Origin of the sequence: Empedobacter sp. UBA7252, from assembly GCF_002472765.1 — a bacterium.
Classification (GTDB): domain Bacteria; phylum Bacteroidota; class Bacteroidia; order Flavobacteriales; family Weeksellaceae; genus Empedobacter; species Empedobacter falsenii_B.
Genome location: NZ_DKSQ01000086.1, coordinates 4183 through 21262, shown reverse-complemented (window position 1 = coordinate 21262; position 17080 = coordinate 4183). Strand labels below are relative to the sequence as shown.

The 17080-nt window shown below is 30.5% G+C and carries 14 protein-coding genes and 2 riboswitches; of the genes, 7 read left to right on the top strand and 7 right to left on the bottom strand.

Translation table 11 applies throughout. The features are described 5' to 3' along the window. Nucleotides 1–59: 59 nt before the first annotated feature. The 3 genes from metF to B2X73_RS12210 all read right to left on the bottom strand — a co-directional run bounded on the left by metF (nt 60) and on the right by B2X73_RS12210 (nt 4940). Nucleotides 60–1016, bottom strand: coding sequence for a methylenetetrahydrofolate reductase [NAD(P)H] (gene metF / locus B2X73_RS12220; protein ID WP_125350316.1), 957 nt, complete (start codon nt 1014–1016; stop codon nt 60–62). A gap of 274 nt (nt 1017–1290) precedes the next feature. Next, nucleotides 1291–3954 (bottom strand): methionine synthase, encoded by a 2664-nt coding sequence (gene metH / locus B2X73_RS12215; protein ID WP_286496172.1) that lies wholly within the window; start codon nt 3952–3954, stop codon nt 1291–1293. Next, on the bottom strand, nt 3942–4940 hold the full coding sequence (locus B2X73_RS12210) for a homocysteine S-methyltransferase family protein (protein WP_219035074.1): 999 nt from the start codon (nt 4938–4940) through the stop codon (nt 3942–3944). The genes metH and B2X73_RS12210 overlap by 13 nt, the downstream gene beginning before the upstream one ends. Nucleotides 4941–4983: 43 nt before the next feature. Continuing rightward, nucleotides 4984–5082, bottom strand: a riboswitch (SAM riboswitch). Between the two features lie 445 nt (nt 5083–5527). Then, nucleotides 5528–5626: riboswitch (SAM riboswitch) on the top strand. Between the two features lie 124 nt (nt 5627–5750). Between B2X73_RS12210 and B2X73_RS12205 the strand changes: the two genes are divergently transcribed. Further along, the gene (locus B2X73_RS12205; RefSeq protein WP_221856801.1) at nt 5751–6932 is read left to right on the top strand and encodes a homoserine dehydrogenase; all 1182 of its coding nucleotides are present in this window, start codon (nt 5751–5753) and stop codon (nt 6930–6932) included. 56 nt (nt 6933–6988) lie between these two features. On the opposite strand, the gene B2X73_RS12200 is transcribed toward B2X73_RS12205, so the two are convergent. Further along, complete coding sequence (locus B2X73_RS12200; protein ID WP_125350313.1) at nt 6989–7435, bottom strand: thioredoxin fold domain-containing protein; 447 nt, start codon at nt 7433–7435, stop codon at nt 6989–6991. After that, complete coding sequence (locus B2X73_RS12195; protein WP_291096541.1) at nt 7435–9489, bottom strand: TonB-dependent receptor plug domain-containing protein; 2055 nt, start codon at nt 9487–9489, stop codon at nt 7435–7437. Before B2X73_RS12195 ends, B2X73_RS12200 begins: the two co-directional genes overlap by 1 nt. Before the next feature lie 106 nt (nt 9490–9595). Between B2X73_RS12195 and B2X73_RS12190 the strand changes: the two genes are divergently transcribed. Beyond that, on the top strand, nt 9596–10252 hold the full coding sequence (locus B2X73_RS12190) for a metal-dependent transcriptional regulator (protein ID WP_291096539.1): 657 nt from the start codon (nt 9596–9598) through the stop codon (nt 10250–10252). A 74-nt stretch (nt 10253–10326) separates the two neighbouring features. Here the strand turns inward: B2X73_RS12190 and B2X73_RS12185 are convergent, their stop codons facing one another. Further along, nucleotides 10327–10692 carry a DUF1573 domain-containing protein gene (locus B2X73_RS12185; protein WP_038334454.1) on the bottom strand — a complete coding sequence of 122 codons (366 nt, stop codon included), beginning with the start codon at nt 10690–10692 and terminating at the stop codon, nt 10327–10329. Between the two features lie 119 nt (nt 10693–10811). Between B2X73_RS12185 and B2X73_RS12180 the strand changes: the two genes are divergently transcribed. The 4 genes from B2X73_RS12180 to B2X73_RS12165 all read left to right on the top strand — a co-directional run bounded on the left by B2X73_RS12180 (nt 10812) and on the right by B2X73_RS12165 (nt 15706). Further along, nucleotides 10812–11447, top strand: coding sequence for a hypothetical protein (locus B2X73_RS12180; RefSeq protein WP_286496174.1), 636 nt, complete (start codon nt 10812–10814; stop codon nt 11445–11447). A gap of 78 nt (nt 11448–11525) precedes the next feature. After that, nucleotides 11526–14147, top strand: a complete 2622-nt coding sequence (locus B2X73_RS12175) for a valine--tRNA ligase (protein ID WP_286496175.1) — start codon at nt 11526–11528, stop codon at nt 14145–14147. Between the two features lie 105 nt (nt 14148–14252). Further along, nucleotides 14253–14984: an alpha/beta hydrolase gene (locus B2X73_RS12170; RefSeq protein WP_286496176.1), complete on the top strand. Its 732-nt coding sequence runs from the start codon at nt 14253–14255 to the stop codon at nt 14982–14984. 83 nt (nt 14985–15067) lie between these two features. Continuing rightward, nucleotides 15068–15706: a LysE family transporter gene (locus tag B2X73_RS12165; RefSeq protein WP_286496177.1), complete on the top strand. Its 639-nt coding sequence runs from the start codon at nt 15068–15070 to the stop codon at nt 15704–15706. A 4-nt stretch (nt 15707–15710) separates the two neighbouring features. Here B2X73_RS12165 and B2X73_RS12160 read toward each other — a convergent pair whose 3' ends face one another. Next, nucleotides 15711–16145 (bottom strand): hypothetical protein, encoded by a 435-nt coding sequence (locus B2X73_RS12160; protein WP_286496178.1) that lies wholly within the window; start codon nt 16143–16145, stop codon nt 15711–15713. Between the two features lie 370 nt (nt 16146–16515). Here B2X73_RS12160 and B2X73_RS12155 point away from each other — a divergent pair, with 370 nt between their 5' ends. Further along, nucleotides 16516–16923, top strand: a complete 408-nt coding sequence (locus B2X73_RS12155; protein WP_219035236.1) for an RrF2 family transcriptional regulator — start codon at nt 16516–16518, stop codon at nt 16921–16923. The last annotated feature ends 157 nt before the right edge of the window (nt 16924–17080 follow it).

The following is a 17080-nucleotide window of genomic DNA, read 5'->3' as shown; positions in this document are numbered from 1 at the left end:
TTTAATTAATAATTTTGGTTGTTTATTTGTGAAAAGATAAACAACCAACTATTGTTATTTTAATAAACTGCCTCAGCGATTCTTTTTGTATTTATAGAATTACTCATTGTATAAAAATGTAATCCAGGAACACCAAAATCGATCAACTCTTTACATTGTTGAATACACCATTCAATTCCGATTTCCTTGATTCGTTCCTTATCTTTCGACTTCAAAACTTCCATTGCCAAAGCTTCTGGTAAGTCCAAATAGAAATTTTGTGGAATCGACGTTAGTTGATTGAAAGTTGTCAAAGGTTTTATACCCGGAATAATCGGAATATTAATATCCATTTCGCGACATTTTTTAACGAAATCAAAATATTTCTGATTATCAAAAAACATTTGCGTCACGATATAATCAGCTCCCAATTCCACTTTCTTTTTCAAATAATACAAATCCATTGCAAGATTTGGTGATTCGAAATGCTTCTCAGGATAACCCGCTACACCAATACAAAAATCCATTGCATGCGATTCTTGTAGTTCGTCGTCTAGATAATTTCCTGTATTCAAAGCAGTAATTTGCTCAATCAATTCCGAAGCATTTGCATGTCCACCAACTTCAGGAACAAAAGATTTTTCCGATTTTATAGGATCTCCACGTAAAACCAAAAGATTGTCAATTCCCAAGAAATTCAAATCGATTAACGCATCTTCTGTATCTTCTTTTGTAAATCCACCACAAATCAAATGCGGAATTGCGTCTATCTTATAATGATTCTGTATTGCAGCACAAATTGCAACTGTACCAGGACGTTTTCGTACCTGATAACGTTTCAATAACCCATTTTCTTTCTGTTTGTAAATATACTCTTGACGATGATAAGTTACATCGATAAAAGCTGGATTTAACTCAACTAACGGGTCTAAAGTTTTGAACGTCGCATTGACATCTTGTCCTTTCAAAGGCGGTAAAATCTCTACAGAAAATAATGGTTTTCCGTTTGCGCGTTCTATATGTTCGGTAACTTTCATTCTTTATTTTATCGTTTAGCGAAGTTCGAATCTCGAATTTCGATTATATATTTTCTTTTATATGGGCGTTTCCTTCGGGCGGGCTTTTCGTTACAATCTTTTTTGTTAATTTCGACTTCGTCCAATCAACAAAAAAGGATTTTCACTACAATCCCTAACGCATTTTTTTATTTTGTTCTACGTTCGTTGTCATTCCGAGCTTGTCGAGGAATCTGAGATTCTTTATTTCGAAATGCTCATTTTGAATGATAAATTTTATTTTTACTTAACGCTTTTACGCCAAATTAGGACTCAACCAACGTTCAGCTTTATCAAGTTCTATATTTTTACGTTTCGCAAAATCTTCAACCTGATCCAATTTTATTTTACCAACTCCGAAATATTTTGCTTCTGGATTTCCAAAATAATAACCCGAAACAGATGAAACTGGATACATCGCCAACGAACTTGTTAACTCAATCCCTGCATTTTTCTCTACATCCAAAATTTTGAAAATTGTTTCTTTTTCTAAATGGTCAGGACATGCAGGATAACCAGGAGCAGGGCGAATTCCTTTATATTTTTCTGAAATTAATTCGTCATTTGATAAAGTTTCATCTTTCGCATAACCCCAAACTTCTGTACGAACATATTTGTGCAAATATTCTGCATAAGCTTCAGCTAGACGATCGGCAATTGCTTTCACCATAATCGAATTGTAATCATCTAAATTTGTTTCGTAAGCATTAGCAACTTCTTCAATTTCATGACCAGCTGTGACAGCAAATGCACCGATATAATCTTGAATTGCTGAATCTTTCGGCGCAATAAAATCAGCAATCGAAATATTTGGTTGTTTTTTCGATTTTTTCGCTTGTTGACGAAGTGTATAAAACTCCTCTATTTTATTATTATTTTCATCAAACAATTCAATCGTATCATCGTTTACTGTATTCGCTTTAAAAAGTCCAAAAACAGCTTTCGGTTTAGCTAAATTTTCAGCTTCAATTTTATTTAACATTGACAAAGCATCTACATATAATTCTTTGGCATTTGTTCCGACAATTTCATCATCTAAAATCGCAGGAAATTTACCATGTAAATCCCATGTTTTGAAAAATGGCGTCCAATCGATAAAATCTCTTAATTCAGAAACTGTTGTTTGATGTGTAAAAACACCTAATTTATTTGGTTTAAAAGGTTTATTTTCTTCAAAATCAACTTTTAGTTTATTTTTTCGAGCATCTTCAATCGATAAGTATTCCTTTGATACAGCACGATTTAAGAAACCTTCTCTAATTTTTATGTAATCAGTAGTAGTTTCTGTTAGCAATTCCTCCTGTTGATTTCCAATCAATTTTTGACAAATCGTAACCGAACGAGAAGCATCTAAAACATGAATTGCTTTGTCATATTCTGGTGCAATTTTTACAGCTGTATGTGCCTTAGAAGTTGTTGCGCCACCAATCATCAGTGGAATATCAAGATTAAGACGTTTCATTTCTCTGGCAACATGCACCATTTCATCTAAGGATGGAGTAATCAATCCAGAAAGACCAATCACATCGACATTATTTTTTTGCGCTTCGTCTAAAATTGTTTCAGAAGAAACCATTACGCCTAAATCGATAATCTCGAAACCATTACAGCTTAAAACGACTGAAACAATATTTTTTCCGATATCGTGAACATCACCTTTTACAGTTGCCATTAAGATTTTAGAAGGCTCTTTGTCTGTTTTATTTCTAAGTTTTTCTTCCTCTAAAAATGGCGTTAAATAAGCAACAGATTTTTTCATTACGCGAGCCGATTTAACTACTTGAGGCAAGAACATTTTTCCGCTTCCGAAAAGATCTCCAACAACGTTCATTCCGTCCATCAAAGGACCTTCAATAACACGTAATGGCGAACCAATTTTTTTCAAAGCTTCTGCAGTATCTTCGTCAATAAATTCTGTAATTCCTTTTACTAAAGAAATTTCAATACGCTTTTCTAAAGGTAATTCGCGCCAAGCATCATCTTTCTTTTTCTCTTTTGTAACACCTTTTAGATGTTCGGCAAAATCAATCAAACGCTCTGTTGCATCGTCACGTCGATCCAATAAAACATCTTCAACGTGTTCTAATAAATCTTTTGGAATATCATCGTAAATCTCAATCATTTCTGGATTGACGATTCCCATGTCCATTCCGTGTTTAATGGCGTGATATAAAAACGCCGTGTGCATCGCTTCACGAACCGCATTGTTTCCACGGAAGGAAAATGAAACATTCGAAACTCCACCCGAAACTAACGCATGCGGAAGATTTTCTTTGATCCATTTTGTTGCATCAAAAAAATCGATGGCATTACGGCGATGTTCTTCCATTCCTGTTGCAACTGGGAAAATATTCACATCAAAAATGATATCTCTTGGATTGAAATTTACTTGATTTACCAAAATATCATACGAACGTTTTACGATTTCGATTCGACGTTCATAATTATCCGCTTGACCTTTCTCATCAAACGCCATAACCACTGTTGCAGCACCGTAACGTTTAATTTTCTTCGCATGTTCGATAAATAATTCTTCTCCCTCTTTTAAAGAAATTGAGTTGACAATCGCTTTACCTTGAACATTTTTTAGACCAGCTTCAATAATTTCCCATTTCGAAGAATCAATCATAATTGGAACTTTCGAAATATCAGGTTCAGAAGCAATCAAACGCAAATATTTTACCATAGAAGCTACACCATCAAGCATACCTTCATCCATATTGATATCGATAATTTGCGCGCCACCATCCACTTGGTCACGTGCAACCTGAAGTGCTTCTTCAAATTTTTCTTCTTTGATTAATCGCAAGAATTTTTTAGAACCAGTTACATTTGTACGTTCGCCAACGTTTACAAAGTTTGAATTTTCTCGTACAATTAAAGGTTCTAATCCAGAAAGTTGAATTTTTACGCCTGACATTGTTCACTAATTTTTCGAGGTTCGTATTCTTTTGCTAAATCTGCCATCAATTTGATATGATCTGGTGTAGTTCCACAACATCCACCCAAAATATTAACCAATTTTTTATCTAAGAAAGGTTTGATAAAATCTCGCATCATTTCAGGAGTTTCATCGTATCCACCGAAAGCGTTTGGTAAACCAGCATTTGGGTATGCGCTGACATAAAATGGTGCTTTTTCGGCTAATACTTCTAAATATGGAATCAAATCTGTTGCACCTAAAGCACAATTTAACCCAACTGAAATTAAATCAATATGTTCTAATGAAATCAAGAAAGCTTCTGTTGTTTGTCCAGAAAGTGTACGTCCAGATTTATCTGTTATTGTACCAGAAGCCATTAGAGGAACGTTGATTCCTGTTTTTTCTATCGCATCTTGAATTCCATAAAATGCTGCTTTTGCATTTAAAGTATCAAAAATAGTTTCGACAAGTAAAATATCTGCACCAGCTTCTAACATTGTTTTTGCTTGACGATAATATACATTTGCCAATAAATCAAAATCCACATCGCGATAACTAGGGTCATTTACTTGTGGCGAAATAGAGGCTGTCTTGTTGGTTGGACCTAAAGATCCAACTACAAAACGAGGTTTATCTGGGGTAGAAAACTCTTCACAAGCTTCTTTTGCTAAGCGAACGGCTTCGTAATTTAATTCATCAACCAAATCAACCATATCATAATCAACCATAGAAATAATATTGGCATTGAACGTATTTGTTTCGATTAAATCTGCACCAGCAGCCAAATATTCTCGGTGAATATCTTTTATGATTTGAGGTTGGGTTAAAACCAATAAATCGTTATTTCCTTTTAAAGAAGTATGAAAATCCTTGAATCGTTCTCCACGATAATCTTCTTCTTGTAAATTGTGCTTTTGGATCATCGTTCCCATTGCACCATCTAAAATAACAATACGCTCTTTTAGTATATCGTCTAATTTCATTCTAAATATTTTAAAAGCCTTATGGGAAGAAGTGTGAGGTAAGTCCTTATCTTTCTCTATTTGAGTAGGATTTAGCACCCAACTATACTTTGGGTTGCTAAGATTTCAACGGGCCTATTCCCTCCATCTTTCTTTATAAAGCTATGTGCAAAATTATTTAAAGTATTGAGAATAAAAAAATCAAGATTGAAAAAAACGAGTTCGAAACTTGGTTCATAGAAATAATTTTTGTTTGAAATAGTTCAAAATCTCTAATAGGTCATTTTTGAAATTTATTTTAGAAAATATTTCTTTAAAATTACTATTTTAAAGAAATAATATTTTAATTAGTTATTGAAAATTGTAGTTTTTAGAATATTTTTAATAAAAATAGGGTTTTATTAAAAATTATTAAGATTTGTTTTTTCTTTTAATTGTATTTTTTAGAAAATTATTTTTGTCTATAAATATTTATAGAATAAAATTCATTATTTGTGTATTTTTATCTATAATTACGGAAAATATTAAATTAAAGAAATGAAATTAATTTGGATATATAGAATTCTTTCGCCTAAATTTGTCCTCAGAAATAGTTCATTAAAATTTACATTTTATCAAGAAAAGTGGAGGGAAATGGCCCAAAGAAACTTTAGCAACCTGATTAATGAATCAAGGTGCTAAATCCATCCTTATAGGAAAGATGAATAAAAACTACTGTAAACCAATCTTCAATAATATTCTTTATTCAAAATGGTTCAATTGTTTTTATGCGATTGAACCATTTTTTTTCTTCACTTTTCTTTGGTAAATAATTAAAAACAAAACAAATAAATGAAAAAAATAAATATCGGATTGTTCGGATTTGGAGTTGTAGGAGAAGGAATTTACAAGGTATTGGAAGAAAAACCACAATTGAATGCTGCAATTAAAAAAATTGTAATTAAAGATAATTCTAAATCTAGAAATGCTCCGTCTGAATTATTTTCGACTAATGCGGATGATATTTTAAATGACGATGAAATAAATGTTGTTGTTGAGTTAATTTCGGATGCTGATGCGGCACATGATATCATTATAAAAGCGTTCAATAAAGGTAAACATGTGGTAAGTGCAAATAAAAAATTGATTGCAGATCATCACAAAGAATTATTGGATTTGCAAGCACAAAACAATGTTTCTTTTCTTTATGAAGCCTCTGTTTGCGGGTCAGTTCCGATTATTAGAAATCTAGAAGAATATTTTGATAACGATTTATTGAATTATGTATCTGGAATTGTAAATGGGACAACAAATTACATTTTGACGAAAATGGCGAATGAAAATGAGTCGTATCAAGATGCCTTAAAAGCAGCGCAAGAAAGTGGTTTTGCAGAAGCTGATCCAACGGCTGATGTAGAAGGTTTTGATGCGTCGAGTAAATTAGCAATTATTACGTTGCATGCTTTCGGTAAAAAGATTGATGTTGATCAAGTTATTCGAAAAGGAATTACTTCATTGAAAGTTGAAGATTTTAAATACGCAAAAGAAAAAAATTATACAATAAAGTTGATTGCTAATTCTAAAATTAATCATCAAACGGGTGAAATTACATCAACAGTTTTGCCAACTTTTGTTGAATTAAATAAAACAATTGCGCTTGTGAATAACGAATATAATGGAGTTTTGATTGGAAGTTCGCTTTCAGATGAGCAATTTTTATATGGAAAAGGAGCAGGGCGTTTCCCAACTTCTTCGGCTGTTTTGAGTGATATTTCTGCGTTGAAATATGATTATCAATATTCGATTCGAAAATATGAAAACAAAGAAGAAGGAGTTTTTAATCAAACAGGAAAGAAGCGAATTTATATCGGTTTTGAGAATCAAGCAGATGATGTTTCAAATATTTTTGATGAAATAGAAGAACGTTATCAGAGTAAAAATTACAATCATATTGTTGGTGTGATTGATATAGAAAAGCTCAAACAAAAAGAGACTATTGAAAATCCAAAACTTTCGATAATTGCGTTTGAGTAAATTTTTGTGATTAAAAAGCCTCAATATTAATTGAGGCTTTTTTGTAAATCTAAAAATTAAGGTTTTTGTAAATACTTTTCCAATAAAAGTTTTAGGGGTTTATTTTTAATTAATCCAGTATAAGTCATTTCAATTTTATAATCTTTTGAGATTAAAACCCAATATGGATAACTAATTTGTTCATTTTTATCAATGAATTCTTCTAAAAATAGGTGAGTTTTTTTATTCGATTTAGGTTCATATTTTTTGTTTAAAAAGATAATAGATTCATTTGTTTCTGCTTCAAATTCAATAAAATAAATGTCATTATTTAGAATTTGAAGTAATTCTTTATCCTTTTTTAATTGTTTCTTTTGAATCATACAGTAACTACACCAATTTGTCGAAAAATAAAGTAGAATTGGTTTAGGATTTTCATTAGAAATTGAATTAAATTTTTCTAATGAAATCTGTGCTTGGAGATTCAATGATGATAAAATGAATATGAAGTACCAGATTTTCATTAACGTAAATTGTATCGAACACCTATAAAACCTCTTGTTCCCTGCATAGGTGTATAGCTGTAATCATTTGGTTCAAAAATAACATCGTTTCTTCCTTTAGGAGGAGTAACGCCATTTCCAGGTTCTCCGAATGGGTCCCACCAACGAGCAATAACATCGCCTTTTGGTAAAACATTAAAAATATTTTTGATTCCACCATAGATTTCAATATTATTCTTAAATGATTTACTTAATTGAATATTTGCAATAACAGTTGGTTTTGAATATTCTGGTCGATAATCATTTTCTACTTGAGGTAATTTCATTTTGTCATTATAATTGGCGGTTAAATCAACAGTAAAACCTTTTTTGAATGTATAACTTGCTAAGAAATTTCCAGACCATTTTGGTGCATGATATTGAACTTCTTTTTCTCCATCTTCTTTTTTGTATACATCCATATAGGTTGCGCCAAGCATTATTTTTAGAGGAAAGTCAAATGTTGCATCTAGGTTTAAAGAAACTCCTTGAGATATTGCGTGTCCATCTAAATTGTCATAGATAATCTTTGTTTCGTCAGTATCTGTATCAGCAATAATTTTGTTTGTGAAATAAGAATAGAATGTTGTAAAATCAAAGTTTAAAGCGGTGAAAGAAGTTGGTAGTTTGAATACATAATTAATATTTCCATTATATGATTTTTCAGGTTTTAATTCATTTTCAAAAACTACTTGTCTAGCTCCAGTTAATGCACGATGATCTTCTGTGAAGACATTCACAACACGAAATCCCGTACCAAAACTTGCTCTTAAAGTATGATGAGATGAAGGTGAAAATTTGTATGCAATTCTTGGAGAATGTATTCCTTTATGTGTTTTATCATAATCAAATCGATAACCAAGTAATAATTTGTTTTCAGAATTTAATGTCCATTCGTCTTGTACAAAAATACCAGGAATCTGTGTATTCATTGGGTTATTCTTGATTAGATTATTATCCTCATCATATTCTCCAGTACCTCTTGTGTTATCATCATAATAAGTATATTTAAATGAAGATCCTAAAAGTAAGCTATGTTGTCCAATTATCTTATCCCAATAAGCTTGAGCAAAAATAACTTGTTGTTTTCCTTGATAAGATTCTGGACCATAAAATGAATTCTGTTGATGAAAATTATAAGAAAATTGAGTCATTATTTTTTCTTTTATAGGTAATTGATACATTCCTATCGCTTCAAAACGATTTGTCATAATACTTTCGGCATAAACTTCGTCACTTCCTCTGTGTAGTTTTCTTTTCCAATTCATTTGACCTCCCCATCTATCTTCGTATAAATAACGTAAAGCAACTGATGCTGTTCTATTTTTTTGACGTTCAAAATCAAATTTATTGAATAACGTGATGCGATCTTGTAACGTTACATCCGTAAAACCGTCGTTATTTTTATCTTTCTTATTACCATATTTAAAGTAATTAAAACCAAATAAACTATTTACCTTTTCTCCTAAATTGTATTTGTATCCACCATCAAGATTGGTTTCCAACCAAGAAGTTGTAAAAGCATCCAAAGATAATTTTGGAGCAGATTTAGGAGATTTCGTAATTACATTAATTATACCACCCATGGCTTCTGTTCCATAAAGGGAAGATGCTGGTCCTTTTACAACTTCTATTCGTTCTACCAAAGAGTTCGGAATTCCGCTCAAACCATAAACAGTAGATAAAGAAGAAACAATTGGCATTCCGTCAATTAAAATCATGGTATATGGACCTTCCATTCCGTTAATATGAATATCACCTGTGTTACAAACATTACAGTTTAGTTGTGGTTGAACACCATTTATTAATTGTACAGCGTCAAATAATGAAGGTGTTGGATTTTTTTGAAAAAACTTTGGTGTATAGATTTCAATTGGAACTGGACTATCAGATTTTCTTACAGCTTTCATTGTTCCTGTAATTACAATCTCATCTAAATTTTCTGAAGAATCTTCCATATAAATAGAATCTTTTTGTTCCTGAGCATTTGATAGAATGGAGGTTAAGGTGATGAATAAATAAAATGTTGTTTTCATGTTAAGTAAAATTTATAATCAAATTAAAAAGTTAGACAAATCTAACAAAAATATTATTAAAAATGAATTTTTAAATTTTACTTAATTTTCAACTATATTTGTTTCCATGAATTCATTGGTCGAAGAAAATTACCTAAAAGCATTATTTCATCTTTCTGAAAATGGGAAAGGAGAAGTGAATGTGAAGGATTTGAGTAAGCATTTGGAAATAAAAATGCCTACTGTAAACAGTATGATGAAAAAATTAGCTGAAAAAGAATTGGTGATTTATGAATCGTATAAACCACTTCGGTTATCTGATAAAGGAATTCTGAAAGCTTCTTTGATTGTAAGAAAACACCGATTAACAGAGATGTTTTTGGTAGATAAAATGGGATTTGGTTGGGAACAAGTTCATGAAATTGCTGAGCAAATAGAACATATTCAAAGTCCAATTTTTTTCGATAAAATGGACGAATTATTGAATTTTCCTAAATTAGATCCGCATGGTTCTCCAATTCCAGATAAAAATGGAAAAATAGAAATTATCAATTACAAAAAATTGGCCGAATTTATAGAAGGTGATAAAGTAGAAATATGCGCTGTTATTGGTTCTTCTGATGAATTTTTGAAGTATTTGAATTCAAAAAATATTCATTTGAATGATGAAATTGAAATCATTTCTGTTGAAGATTTTGATGGAACAATGAAGGTTAAGTTCCTAAAATCAAATGAAATTGAAATATTTAGTAATCATGTGACTTCAAGATTATTAGGTAGATAATGGTTTTTAATTTATAAAAAGAAAAAAGCAAGTTATTTAACTTAAAAAAGCAAGTTATTTAACTTGCTTTACAATTATTCCGCTTTTCCTTTTATTCTGAAAATTTTTCGAGAAGAAACTGGATCGTTAGATGTGATTGTTACAGATTTATTGAAATCTCCAGTCACAGAACCACTTGAATATTTAACGGTAATATCCGCAGATTTTCCTGGTTCGATAGGTGTTGTAGGATATTCAGGAACTGTACATCCACAAGAACCAACAACGCTTTTAAGAATTAAAGGTTTATCACCTGAGTTGGTTACTTTCATCTTAGCTGTTACTTCGGTATTCAACTTTATATTTCCAAATTGAATTTCTTCTTTTTCTAAACTAAGTGTTTGAGCAAATAAACTTGTAACGCCTAAAGCAAAAGCACCTAAAAACATTAATTTTTTCATGACGATAATTAATTTGTAACCAAAGTTAAAATAAATAATACAAAAAGTCTACCTTTTTTTGTATTTTAGTACTAAAATAATTAATATATATTAATATGAAAAGAATAATTGTTACAATAATGCTTCTAGTTTACAATTTTACTAATGCACAAATGTCTTCTACAGCTACTGTTAATGAATATAATCTACAAACTATTGTTGCAGAAGTAAAACAACAGAAATATACAGAAGGAGTTACTAATAAAGATGAATATTTTAATGTTAATTTTCTTCCTGCAAGTATAGATGGTTTCAAAGAAAAGGAGAATTTTAGATATAATGCATTACTAGACGATTTAGAGTTTTTAAGAGATGGATATTTATATAAAATGAATAAATTATCAAACCAGACTATTAGATTCGATGATGGTAAAATTCTTAAGTATGTAAGTTATATTGATGGGGGTACATTAACATCAAGATATTTACAAGTATTATCACCTTTAGATCGAAAAATTGTACTTTATAGAAAATTATCTAATGATGGAGTAGATGGTCTTGGTGCTGGTGGTTTAAATGCTTCTAATAAGAGAAATTATTTTAAACAAGAGAAATTATTGATTGGTTATAGTGATAAAATGTATAATGTTCCAAATTCAACTAAAAAATTTAAAGATTTTACAGATAAAGACGTAAATCAAATTGTAAGTACAAATAAACTTAGCATAAAAAAAGAACAAGATTTAATTAAACTTATTGATTTATTGAATAAATAAACAAATTATATAATATCTTAGAAATGTTGGGCAGATTGTGTAAATTTGCCCAAATTTATTTTAAGTCATATATAAATAATGGAAATCGCATCTAAATATACGCCAACGGAAGTTGAAGGAAAATGGTATGAATACTGGATGGAGAAGAAGTATTTTAAATCTACTCCAGATGAAAGAAAAGCTTACACAATCGTCATTCCACCACCAAATGTAACAGGTGTCTTGCACATGGGACATATGTTAAATAATACGATTCAGGACGTTTTAATTCGTCGTGCGCGTATGCGTGGATTTAACGCTTGTTGGGTACCAGGTACAGACCATGCTTCAATTGCTACTGAAGCGAAAGTTGTTGCGAAGTTAAAAGAGGAAGGTGTTTCTAAATTTGATATCGGTCGTGAAGAATTTTTAAATCACGCTTGGGATTGGACGCATAAACATGGTGGAATTATTTTAGACCAATTAAAAAAGTTAGGAGCTTCTTGCGATTGGGATCGTACGAAATTTACGATGGATCCAGATTTATCTGAATCTGTTCAACGTGTTTTTGTTGATTTATATAACAAAGGATTAATTTACCGTGGATACCGTATGGTAAATTGGGATCCGGAAGCAAAGACAAATATTTCTGACGAAGAAGTTATTCATGTTGATAAAAATGGAAAATTATATCATTTAAAATATCAAGTTGACGGAACTGATCAATATATTGTTGTGGCGACAACTCGTCCTGAAACAATTTTTGGTGACTCTGCAGTTTGTATCAATCCAAATGACGAGCGATATGAATGGTTGAAAGGAAAACAAGTTATTGTTCCAATCGTTGGTCGTAAAGTAAATATTATCGAAGACGAATATGTTGACATCGAATTTGGTACAGGATGTCTTAAAGTTACGCCTGCACACGATGTGAACGATTACGAATTAGGTAAAAAACATAATTTAGATTTTATTGATATTTTTACGGATGATGCGAAATTAAATGATTTAGGATTAAATTATGCTGGATTAGATCGTTTCAAAGCGCGTAAAGAAATCGAGAAAGAATTAGAAGAAAAAGGTTTACTTGAAAAAGTAGAAAATTATAATAATAAAGTTGGTACATCTGAAAGAACAGGAGCGGTGATTGAGCCTAAAATTTCAAATCAATGGTTCTTGAAAATGACAGATTTAGCTAAACCAGCTTTAGAAAATGTAATGAATGATACGATTAAATTTCATCCTGCGAAATTTAAAAATACATATCGTAATTGGATGGAAAATGTAACAGATTGGAACATTTCTCGTCAATTATGGTGGGGACACCAAATTCCTGCATTTTTCTATGGTGATGGAAACGAAGATTTCGTTGTTGCTCTAACAAAAGAAGAAGCTTTACCATTAGCACAGGAAAAAACAGGAAATGTTACATTAACAATCGAAGATTTACGTCAAGACGAAGATGCGTTAGATACTTGGTTTTCTTCTTGGTTATGGCCAATTTCTGTTTTCAACGGAATCAATGAGCCAGAAAATGAAGAAATCAATTATTATTATCCAACACAAGATTTAGTAACTGGTCCAGATATTATTTTCTTTTGGGTTGCGCGTATGATTGTGGCTGGATATGAGTATCGTAACGAATTACCTTTCGAAAATGTATATTTCACAGGAATTGTTCGTGATAAACAAGGGCGTAAAATGTCAAAATCGTTAGGGAATTCACCAGATCCAATCGAATTGATGAACGAATATGGTGCAGATGCTACGCGTATGGGAATGTTGCTAACAGCGCCTGCTGGGAACGATTTACCTTTCGATGTTGATTTGTGTCTACAAGGACGTAATTTTGCGAATAAAATTTGGAATGCTTTCCGTCTAATAAAAGGTTGGGAAGTGAAAGAAGATTTAGAACAAACTTCTGCTCAAACAAAAGCGGTTGAATGGTTCGAAAATAAATTCCAACAAGCATTAGCAGATATCGAACATAATTACGATCAATATCGTTTATCTGATTCATTGATGGCAATTTATAAATTGATTTGGGATGATTTCTGTTCTTGGTACTTAGAAGCAATTAAACCTACTTTTGGTGAGCCAATTGATGCAAAAACTTATGCAGCAACAATTTCTTATTTAGAAAATGTATTGAAAGTTTTACATCCATTTATGCCTTTCTTAACAGAAGAAATTTGGCATTTAATTGCTGAAAGAACAGAAAACGAAGCCTTAATTATTTCTAAATATCCTGAAGTAACATCTTTCAATGAAGAGATTATCAAGAATTTTGAAAATACAAAAGAAGCAACAACTGCTATTCGTGGATTACGTTCAGAAAAAGGAATGTCACCAAAAGAAGCATTAGAAGTTTTTGCTGATGCTCAAGCTGCGAATGAAATTTATGTAGATGTGTTCTCTAAATTAGGAAATGTTTCTAATTTCAATACAGGTGATAAACCAGAAAAAGGTTTTGCTTTCCGTGTTGGTACGTTAGAATTTATGGTTCCGATGTCTGATAATATCGATATTGAAGCTGAGCGTGAGAAATTACAAAAAGAGTTGGATTACAACCAAGGTTTCTTAAACTCGGTTCGTAAAAAATTATCAAACGAAAAATTTGTTGCTGGTGCGCCAGAACAAGTGATTAATGCAGAACGTAAAAAAGAGGCTGATGCATTATCTAAAATTGCTCAAATTGAAGAGCAGTTACAAGCTTTGTAATTTTAATTTAATTTTTAAAATATATGAAAAACCACTCCAAATTTTGGAGTGGTTTTTTTATTGATTTTTTTCGATTAACTTTAATAAAGCCTCAAAAAAGTATAAATGTCAAGCGAATTAAATTACAAAAAGAAAAAGTTGTATTCTGATTTTTTAAACCAAGAAAGAAATATTTTTGTTTGGATACCAGAGCGTTTTATAAATGAAAGTTTGCCTGTTTTGTATTTATTAGATGGCGGAATTAATGAAAAATTTAAGCAAATATCAAAACTAATTGATGAGTTAATTATATCAAATCATATTCAACCATTGATGATTGTAGGAATTGAAAATATTAATCGAAATTTAGATTTTACAAGAAATACATACATTGCAAAAGATAAAAAATGGGTTCCAGAATATGGAAATGCAGAATATTTTGAGAAATTTATTGTATTAGAATTACTTCCTTATATTTCGAAAAATTACTATACAAATAATTCGAAAACTATTGTTGGTGAGTCTTTAGGCGGATTATTGGTAATGGATATATTGTTTTATTTTTCGCATTATTTTGATTCTTATATCGCAATTGATCCTTCGCTTTGGTGGAATAACCACGAATTGTTTGACTCTTATTGTAAAAAATTTGATTTTAATCTATTAGAAAATAAAAAGATTTGGATTTCAAGTTCTAAAACTATTTCAATTTCAAAGTTTACAGATCAATTTGTAGAAAAATTACGCGAAAAAGATAACTTGAAATCAAATTGGAATTATTTACATGATCCTTCGCAAAATCATTTCACAATTTTCAATTCTTCAATAAAATCAGCGTTAATATGGATGTTTAAGTAATATTTTTTTAAATGATTCATATTACTTCAATAGGTTTCTCCAACAAGTTTGTCTAAATTTGCAAACCTTTTTAAAAAGAATTAATGCAGTATTTAGAACTACTTTTAATCGGAGTTTTCACAGCTTTTATTGGATCATCCATTCCTGGATTGTTGAATATGACGGTGGTAAAAATTGGGAAACAAGAAGGAACTAAAAGTGCATATAGTTTTATGTCTGGAACAGCGATTACGATTGCAATTCAGGTTTATTTGGCAATTTTTCTGGCAAAATTTATTGATTTTAATGAAGAAGTTACTAAAATTTTTAGGGAAGTTGGATTAGCTGTTTTTGTAATTATTACGATTTATTTTCTCTTTTTTGCAAAGAAACAAGATCAAAAAAATAAGAATAAAAAGCTAAAACAACAAGGTAATGTAAAACAGAAAAATAAATTCATCTATGGGTTATTGTTATCTGCCATAAATGTTTTTCCAATACCTTTTTATGTATTTTTAAGCGCAACGTTGATTTCGTATAATGTTAATGTTTTTGGACAACCAAATAGCTCAGTTTTTGCTTTAGGAGTCGTTATTGGTTCGATGATTATTTTTGGTCTGTATCTGAAATTTTTTAATTCAAAATCAGAAGAAGATTCGTTTATTTTAAAGAATATCAACTATGTAATAGGAGGAGTGACGAGTGTGATTTCTTTGTTAACGATTTATCAACTTTTTCAATAAAAATTTAATTCAAATTTTGCTTTGGATGCGAGTATTTAAGCAAATATTCCATCACTTCATCGCATTCTTTTCCTTCTAAAATATAACTCAAAATATCTTCGATTAATTCATCAATAATTTGAGGATTAAATTCAAATTTTTTAGCTAAATCAATACAAATTGCTTTTTCATTTTGATGAATATTCAAATCAACAACCATTAACAAAACAGCGTCGTACAACAAAGAAAGTCGATCAGTAAAGGTTTTTGGCAACGTAAAATCAAACTTCGTGTTCTCGTTCAAAATATAACTTATATCTTTGGCAGAAAGCTCATGAAATTTGGCAATATCAGAGATAATTTGAATCTCTTTTTCATTCAAATTACCATCACTTTTACCAATAATAAATAAATTTTTGATGTGATTTAATTTGTCAATCAAAGTAAGATTATTTTTCATTTGTTGCTTTTTGGGATTAAAAATACTTAAAATAGTGTTAAATTAACGTTCAAAATTTTTCATGTGCCAGATTTTAAAACGAAAATAGATGAGATTTATGATAAGCAATGTAAGAATAAAGCAAATATTCGTCATCTTACTGTTTATTAGCGAAAAATATATTTAGAAAGAGTTTTTCACATATGAAACCGATTTTAAAAGTCAATTGGTTTTTATCACCTTCAAAATTTCTCAATTATCCCTATAATTCTACAACTCAAAAGGTAATTGATTTTTTGATGAAATATTTTTAAATCTCGGTTCAACGATTTAATTTTATATTTGTTTTATACAACAATCAACGTTATTTTTGTAGTTAAATCTTATAGAATTGTTATCAAAAAAGACAAAATACGGACTAAAAGCAATGGCTCATTTGGCCAGACAAGAAAGTAACAAACCAGTTTTAATCGGACAAATTTCTGAAACAGAAGTTATTCCGAAAAAATTCTTGGAGGCTATTTTATTGGATTTAAAAAAGTTAGGCTTTGTCAATTCGAAACAAGGAAAAGGTGGTGGATATTATTTGGCACGTGATGCGAAAGATATTAGTTTAGCATCTTTGATTCGTGTTTTAGAAGGACCAATCGCGCTTTTACCTTGTGTAAGTAAAAATTACTACGAAAAATGTGATGATTGCCCTAACGAAGGCATTTGTACATTGAATAAGGTGATGGTTGAATTGAGAGATTCGACTTTAGAAATTCTTGAAAATAAATCTTTAGAAAGTTTAAAATAAATCTTTAGCCTGAGTTTTTCAGGCTTTTTTATTGTAAAATTTTATAAGAATGAAGAAAAAAAGTATAACTCTTTTTCGAGAATTCTTCCTAATTTCGAACATTTGTATTTCATGAAAAATAGATCTATACAACAAGAGTTTAAAGAACTTTTAGAAC

Excerpts from the sequence above, each read along its gene's own strand:
- metF (WP_125350316.1), bottom strand. The coding sequence starts at position 1,016 with ATGAAAGTTACCGAACATATAGAACGCGCAAACGGAAAACCATTATTT.
- metH (WP_286496172.1), bottom strand. The coding sequence starts at position 3,954 with ATGTCAGGCGTAAAAATTCAACTTTCTGGATTAGAACCTTTAATTGTA.
- B2X73_RS12210 (WP_219035074.1), bottom strand. The coding sequence starts at position 4,940 with ATGAAATTAGACGATATACTAAAAGAGCGTATTGTTATTTTAGATGGT.
- B2X73_RS12205 (WP_221856801.1), top strand. The coding sequence starts at position 5,751 with ATGAAAAAAATAAATATCGGATTGTTCGGATTTGGAGTTGTAGGAGAA.
- B2X73_RS12200 (WP_125350313.1), bottom strand. The coding sequence starts at position 7,435 with ATGAAAATCTGGTACTTCATATTCATTTTATCATCATTGAATCTCCAA.
- B2X73_RS12195 (WP_291096541.1), bottom strand. The coding sequence starts at position 9,489 with ATGAAAACAACATTTTATTTATTCATCACCTTAACCTCCATTCTATCA.
- B2X73_RS12190 (WP_291096539.1), top strand. The coding sequence starts at position 9,596 with ATGAATTCATTGGTCGAAGAAAATTACCTAAAAGCATTATTTCATCTT.
- B2X73_RS12185 (WP_038334454.1), bottom strand. The coding sequence starts at position 10,692 with ATGAAAAAATTAATGTTTTTAGGTGCTTTTGCTTTAGGCGTTACAAGT.
- B2X73_RS12180 (WP_286496174.1), top strand. The coding sequence starts at position 10,812 with ATGCTTCTAGTTTACAATTTTACTAATGCACAAATGTCTTCTACAGCT.
- B2X73_RS12175 (WP_286496175.1), top strand. The coding sequence starts at position 11,526 with ATGGAAATCGCATCTAAATATACGCCAACGGAAGTTGAAGGAAAATGG.
- B2X73_RS12170 (WP_286496176.1), top strand. The coding sequence starts at position 14,253 with ATGTCAAGCGAATTAAATTACAAAAAGAAAAAGTTGTATTCTGATTTT.
- B2X73_RS12165 (WP_286496177.1), top strand. The coding sequence starts at position 15,068 with ATGCAGTATTTAGAACTACTTTTAATCGGAGTTTTCACAGCTTTTATT.
- B2X73_RS12160 (WP_286496178.1), bottom strand. The coding sequence starts at position 16,145 with ATGAAAAATAATCTTACTTTGATTGACAAATTAAATCACATCAAAAAT.